The 5,764-nt window shown below is 59.9% G+C and carries 4 protein-coding genes and 2 pseudogenes; 2 read left to right on the top strand and 4 right to left on the bottom strand.

All coding sequences use genetic code 11. The features are described from left to right. Positions 1-347: nitroreductase family protein (locus JCM13995_RS12580; RefSeq protein ID WP_500778519.1), on the bottom strand; the 347-nt coding region annotated here is incomplete at its 3' end. 31 nt (positions 348-378) lie between these two features. Here JCM13995_RS12580 and JCM13995_RS12575 point away from each other — a divergent pair. Continuing rightward, positions 379-2,910: pseudogene (locus JCM13995_RS12575) on the top strand (excinuclease ABC subunit UvrA). Positions 2,911-2,991: 81 nt separating this feature from the next. Here JCM13995_RS12575 and JCM13995_RS12570 read toward each other — a convergent pair. The 3 genes and pseudogenes from JCM13995_RS12570 to JCM13995_RS12560 form a co-directional block, all read right to left on the bottom strand. Then, on the bottom strand, positions 2,992-3,981 hold the full coding sequence (locus JCM13995_RS12570; RefSeq protein WP_054666202.1) for an aldo/keto reductase: 990 nt from the start codon (positions 3,979-3,981) through the stop codon (positions 2,992-2,994). An 81-nt stretch (positions 3,982-4,062) separates the two neighbouring features. Next, positions 4,063-4,874: pseudogene (locus JCM13995_RS12565) on the bottom strand (HAD family hydrolase). 84 nt (positions 4,875-4,958) lie between these two features. After that, positions 4,959-5,303 (bottom strand): hypothetical protein, encoded by a 345-nt coding sequence (locus JCM13995_RS12560; RefSeq protein ID WP_054666199.1) that lies wholly within the window; start codon positions 5,301-5,303, stop codon positions 4,959-4,961. Between the two features lie 171 nt (positions 5,304-5,474). Here JCM13995_RS12560 and JCM13995_RS12555 point away from each other — a divergent pair, with 171 nt between their 5' ends. Next, positions 5,475-5,753, top strand: a complete 279-nt coding sequence (locus JCM13995_RS12555) for a DUF2187 domain-containing protein (protein WP_225350905.1) — start codon at positions 5,475-5,477, stop codon at positions 5,751-5,753. Positions 5,754-5,764 lie beyond the last annotated feature (11 nt).

Raw genomic sequence — 5,764 nt, 5'->3', positions numbered from 1 at the left:
TTCTGCGCGGCCAGTTCCGCGTCGGCGACACCACCGAAGAAGCCGGCCCAACCGGTAAAATGGCTCGCCGTGGCTTCGGTCAAATGAGCCGTTTCAATGTTGCGGTGCTGGTCCAGCACAAAGACGTAAAGCAGGCCCTCACCGGCCACAAACGGGCAGTTTGTGAGGTCCGCAATACGCTGACGCTTTTGCGGATCAAACACCTTGATCAAAGTGACCTGCTGCAGGAAGTTGCTGGACGAAGTCGCCTGCGCCACGTCCTCAAGCACGCGTTGGTCGGCGGCACTCGGCGCCGCGCTGAATGTGCGGATCGAGCGATGGGTCAAGGCACTGTTATCGATTGTCATTGCATTCACTCTTTTCAAAGAAGGTTTTCTAATGTCCAAGTCTACCACGATTCCAGAATCAATTGAGGTGCGCGGTGCCGCCGTCCACAACCTCAAGCACCTCGACGTCGACATTCCACTGCACAAGTTGGTCGCCATCACTGGTCGCTCCGGGTCCGGCAAGTCCTCGCTGGCGATGGGGGTCCTGTATTCGGAAGGCATGCGCCGCTATGTGTCAGCACTGTCGACCTACACGCGGCGCCGCCTGGGCCAGGTTGGCCACGCCCAGGTCGACTCGATCGCGCACATCCCCAGCGCCATTGCACTGCGGCAGCGGCCCATTGTCCCGGGTATTCGTTCAACGGTTGGCACCACCACTGAGGCCCTGAACGTGCTGCGCCTGGCGTTCTCGCGCCTCGGGTCCGTGCGCTGTCCCAACGGTCACCAACTGCCACCAACGTTGACCATCGCGCGCCTGATGGACCTGCCGAACCAGCCTGACGGCGGTATGGGGGCGCTCACTTGTCCGGTTTGCGGCGCGCAGTTTAAAGCTTTTGGCGCCGAGGACTTCGCCTTCAATTCTGTCGGGGCCTGCCCCACCTGCAACGGCACCGGGGTCGCGCGGACCATCGCCCCGGAGCGCCTGATTCCTGATCAATCACTGACCATCCGCCAAGGGGCGGTCGCCTCTTGGCGGCTTCCTGGCCGCAATTTTATGATGAATGTGGCCCAGCAGATCGGCATTGACATCGACACCCCGTTCAAGGACCTGCCCAAAGACCAACAAAAAATGGTCTGGCACGGCAAGAAGCAGACCTATGCCATCAACATCCCGTCCAAAACCGGCAAAATTTTCACATGGACCACGCCATGTACGAAAATGCCTTTAACGCGGTCGAAGATTCGCTGGCCACCACGACCAACGAACGCGCCATTACGCGCCTGAATCGATTCTACCGCTTCGACGTCTGCCCGACCTGCCACGCTCCCGCTTTCGGCCGGAACTGCTGCACCAAAAGATCAACGGGAAAAACATCGCCGAGGTCTCCGACATGACCCTCAGCGAACTGGAAGCTTTCATCCCCTCCATTTACACCTGGCTGCCAGAGGACATGCAGTCGTTGGCGCATGACGTGCTGCGCGAGCTGACAACGGTCCTGAAACCGCTGCTCGACCTCGGCCTGTCCTACCTGCAACTCAGCCGCGCTGGCGCGACGCTGTCCACCGGCGAGCTCCAGCGCATTCAGCTGGCGCGCACCCTGCGCACCCAGACCACCGGCGTGTTGTACGTCCTTGACGAGCCGTCGATCGGGCTGCACCCCGCCAACGTGGCCGGGCTGATCGACGTGATGCGCAGCTTGGTGGCTCAAGGAAATTCGGTAGTCGTGGTCGATCACGACACGGCCATTATCGACGCCGCCGACGAGGTCCTAGAAATCGGGCCGGGTGCCGGCGAGGCTGGCGGCCACCTGCTGAACCAAGGGACCCCGGCCGCAGTGGCCAAGCAACCCAATTCGCTGATTGGTCCCTACCTGACCGGCAAAGCAAACATGATTGTGCGGCCAACCGCCCAGGCGAAGGCGACCACCGCCAAGAAGTGGTACGGCCTCACCGTCACCGACCGCTTCAACCTGCACAATTTGACCGTGCAGTTCCCGGTGAACCAGCTCAGCGTGGTGTCCGGCTTTTCCGGCGCCGGCAAATCGACCTGGTGTTCGACGCTTGGTCCCGGCCCTGACCGCGACCAAGGCCGATCCGGCGCCGAGCTTCGTCAAGGACTTGCAGCGCGGCGGGTTGCGGCGGGTCGTCGCCATCGATGCCAGCCCGGTGGGCAAAAATGTGCGCTCCACCGTCGCCACTTACACCAATATCCTCGACCGGCTGCGCGAGCTGTTCGCCGGCCTGCCTGAAAGTCAGAACCGCGGCTACACCGCCAGCAATTTTTCCTACAACGTGACGGCCGGGGCCTGCCCGACTTGTGGCGGGACCGGCCAGATCAGCCTGGACATTCAGTACCTCCCGGACATGCAGCAGGTCTGCCCGACTTGCGGCGGCCGCCGCTATAATCCGGATGTGCTGGAAGTGAAGTGGCACGATTACAGCATTGCCGACTTACTCGACCTGTCTGTCGATGCAGCGCTGCCCGTCTTCAAGGACGAGGCGGCCATCGAGGCGACCCTGCAAACCCTGCACGACATGGGACTGGGCTACCTGCACCTCGGTGAAAGTACACCGTCACTGTCCGGCGGCGAGGCCCAGCGGTTGAAGCTGACCGCACACATGGGCCGGACGCAGCGCGGGACCCTGTTTGTCTTCGATGAGCTCGGTCGGGCTGCATCCCCTGGATGTGGCGACGCTGCTCCGCGTGTTTCAGCGCCTGATCAATGCCGGGGGGACCGTCTTGACCATCGAGCACGACCTGGACGTGCTGGCCAACGCGGACTACCTTCTTGACCTGGGTCCGGAAGGCGGCCGCTTCGGCGGTCAGATTGTCGCCAGCGGGACGCCGCAGCAGGTGGCGGAATGCACCGCCGGCCACACCGGCGCCTTTCTCAAGGCCCACTTGGCCAAGTTCAACGCTTAAATGCGCGAACCACCCGTAAGAAAATGCTGACCACCTAAGATTAGCCAGGTCGCCAGCATTTTTTTACTTAATCAGCCACTCTCACTTGATGATGGCGTCGATTTGCGCCAGCTCATCCGCGGTAAAGTCTAGGTGCGCGCACGCCTTCAGGTTGTCTTCCAGGTGCGCGACACTGGTGGTTCCAATGATCACGCTGGTGACCACGGGATCGCGCAGCAGCCAGGCCAGCGCCATTTGCGCCAGCGTCTGGCCCCGGCCCTGGGCCAGGTCGTTCAACGCGTTGAGCTTGGTGACCACTGCGGCCCGACCGGCGGCAAAGGTGCCCTGATTCGTCGGGTGGATCTTGAAGGTCTCCGGGATGCCGCCGAGATAGCGGTCGGAGAGCAGCCCCTCAGACAGCGGTCCGTAGGCGACCAGTCCCGCGCCGGCGTCCCGGAGCACATCCAGCAGTCCCGAGGTTTCCACGCTGCGGTTGAACATGTTGTAACTCATCTGGTCGACCACAAACGGCGTGCCTAGGTCCTGGAACATCCGGATCGCACGCTTGGCCTGCGGCGTGTCGTAGTTGGACACCCCGATGTAAAGCGCCTTGCCCTGACGCACCACGTCGTCCAGGGCCCGCACGGTTTCCGCGACATCAACGGTATCGTCGAAACGGTGCGCGTAAAACAAGTCGACGTAATCCAGCTGCAGGCGCTGCAGCGAGTCATCGATCCCCTGCAGGACCGCCTTGCGCGACGTACCGGTGCCGTATGGGCCGGGATGGATCTCGTAGCCAACCTTGGTCGAAATCACCAGCTCATCGCGGTAAAGTTTGAGGTCGCGGCTGAGAATCTGCCCGAGCAGGCTTTCGCTGGACCCGAAGTCCCCGTCGCCGTAATGATTCGCCACGTCAAAATGGAACACGCCGCGGTCAAAGGCAGCCAGAATCACTTCCCGGCGTGCTGCCAATGCATCGGTCGAGCCGAAGTGCCGCCACAGCCCCAGTGAGATCGCCGGTAGCATCAGGCCACTTTTCCCGGCGTGGCGCACCGGCACCGCACTGTAACGATTTTCGTCTGCGTGATACATGAAATCACTCTCCTTTGGTTTGCCTTTACGGTAACACGAAGCGCTCCAAAAGCATAAGAAAAGCGCCGCAGCCGGCGCCACTCAAAGCTTGAAATACCGCGTCAAAAATTGCGCCAGCCCGTCTTCGGTGTTGGGCCCAGTCTCGTACTTGGCGGCCGCCTTGACCGCCGGCACGGCATTACCCATTGCCACCGAGATCCCAGCGCTTTGCAGCATGCCGATATCGTTGTTACCGTCACCAAACGCGATGGTGCGCGCCGGGGGAATGCCCAGCTTGGCCTGCAATTCGGTAATGGCATTGGCCTTGTCAACATGCTTGGGGATCAGCTCAATGTTGTTCGTGAAGCTGGCCGACAGGTGCAGCAGGTCCTTAGCGGCCAGTTCTTCTCGAACCGCCGCCAGCTCGCCGTGATCGTGCAGGGAAAACACGTTGCCGTTGATGATCTCGCCGGCGTGCTGCACCAGCGCCGAAACACTCGGCAGTTGGGTGACCGCCATGGCCAGATCCTTGGGCGCAAACGAGTACATGTACTGCTTCAGCACCGGATCAGGATCGCTGACGTAATAGACCGCGTCATCGGTGTAATACACCCCGGTCAGCCCGTGTGCGGTCGTGGCCGTCTCAATTGCCGCCAGTGCCCTGGCTCCCAACAGGTGATGGACCGGCCACCAGGGGTGTCATACGAGGCGCCGTTGGAGGCGATGATCTCGGCGCGCGGACCAATCTGTTTCGCCATGTTTTCTGCTAACGCGTGCATTCGGCCGGTCGCCAGGTAGAATTGATGGCCGCGGTCCAGCAACTGGTTGATCACCGCGCTGGTGTGTGCGGTGATGGTGGTGTTGTCGATGGCCAGTGTGCCGTCGACGTCTGATACGATCAAATACGGGGTCATGCCCTCGCCTCCCAGAAGTATCAATTTATTATATAAGACCGGCGCGCATTAAAAAAAGCAGTGATTACTCACTGCTGAACCGGTTTAACGGCCTTGCGGGGTCTTTTCAATCGTCTTGCTGTACCATTCGGTCCATGGTTCCACTGGTTTGCCATTGGCGTTGAACTTTGCTTTGACGGTGGTCAGAAGCGCGGCAAAGTTGTCGTAACGGTCACGCACCAGGCCATCGTGCAGCTCCCCTGGCAGAAATGAACTGTTGACCAGCAGCCACTGGTTAATGTCGGCAATGTGGCCGGTCAGGTCGATCTGCGCCAAAGCGTCCAGCCCCTCGTGCTGGTACTGATCAATGTAGAACGTGGCAAAATCTGAGATCGCCGTGTGCTTGGCGGCGTCGCTCAGATCCTTGAACAAAAGTGTGGTCTCTGCCAAAAATCGTCATCCCTTCTCATTATCTTTCCTCTATACGATAAGCCTTCAGCAGCCTTTTTGGCAAATCATTCTGGCTTTGCAAAAGTTGATCCTTTTCTATTGCTTTACGCTTAGTGATGCGTTACTATCCTTCCTATCCGTTAAGGAATAGAGCGAAAGGAACTGAACGTCATGAAGAGAGAAGAAATCCAACTCGGTGACACCGTGAGGGCAAAGGTCAAGGAAGATATGGCCCATGTCTTCACCGGCACCGTGCAGAAAAAGTACGAAAACTCGGCGCTGCTCGCAATCACCGACTATGATCCCAGCGACAAGCAAAACGCCGCCGAGCTCAACTTCAAAATCGTCATCAACTTCAAAGCCGTCACGAAAAACCTCGGCGGCGGCCATCCCGATCCTGAACCGGAACCGGAGCCGGACCACCAAACTAACCGCACCGTTAAAAAGTAAACCCGAGCGCC

The sequence above is a fragment of the Lacticaseibacillus camelliae DSM 22697 = JCM 13995 genome, from assembly GCF_001311195.1.
Classification (GTDB): domain Bacteria; phylum Bacillota; class Bacilli; order Lactobacillales; family Lactobacillaceae; genus Lacticaseibacillus; species Lacticaseibacillus camelliae.
The sequence above is the reverse complement of the archived record's forward strand: the minus strand, read 5'-3'. Positions and strand labels throughout refer to the sequence as shown.

What these genes read in the sequence shown, in the direction of transcription:
- JCM13995_RS12570 (WP_054666202.1), bottom strand. Translation starts at nt 3,981, where the DNA reads ATGTATCACGCAGACGAAAATCGTTACAGTGCGGTGCCGGTGCGCCAC.
- JCM13995_RS12555 (WP_225350905.1), top strand. Translation starts at nt 5,475, where the DNA reads ATGAAGAGAGAAGAAATCCAACTCGGTGACACCGTGAGGGCAAAGGTC.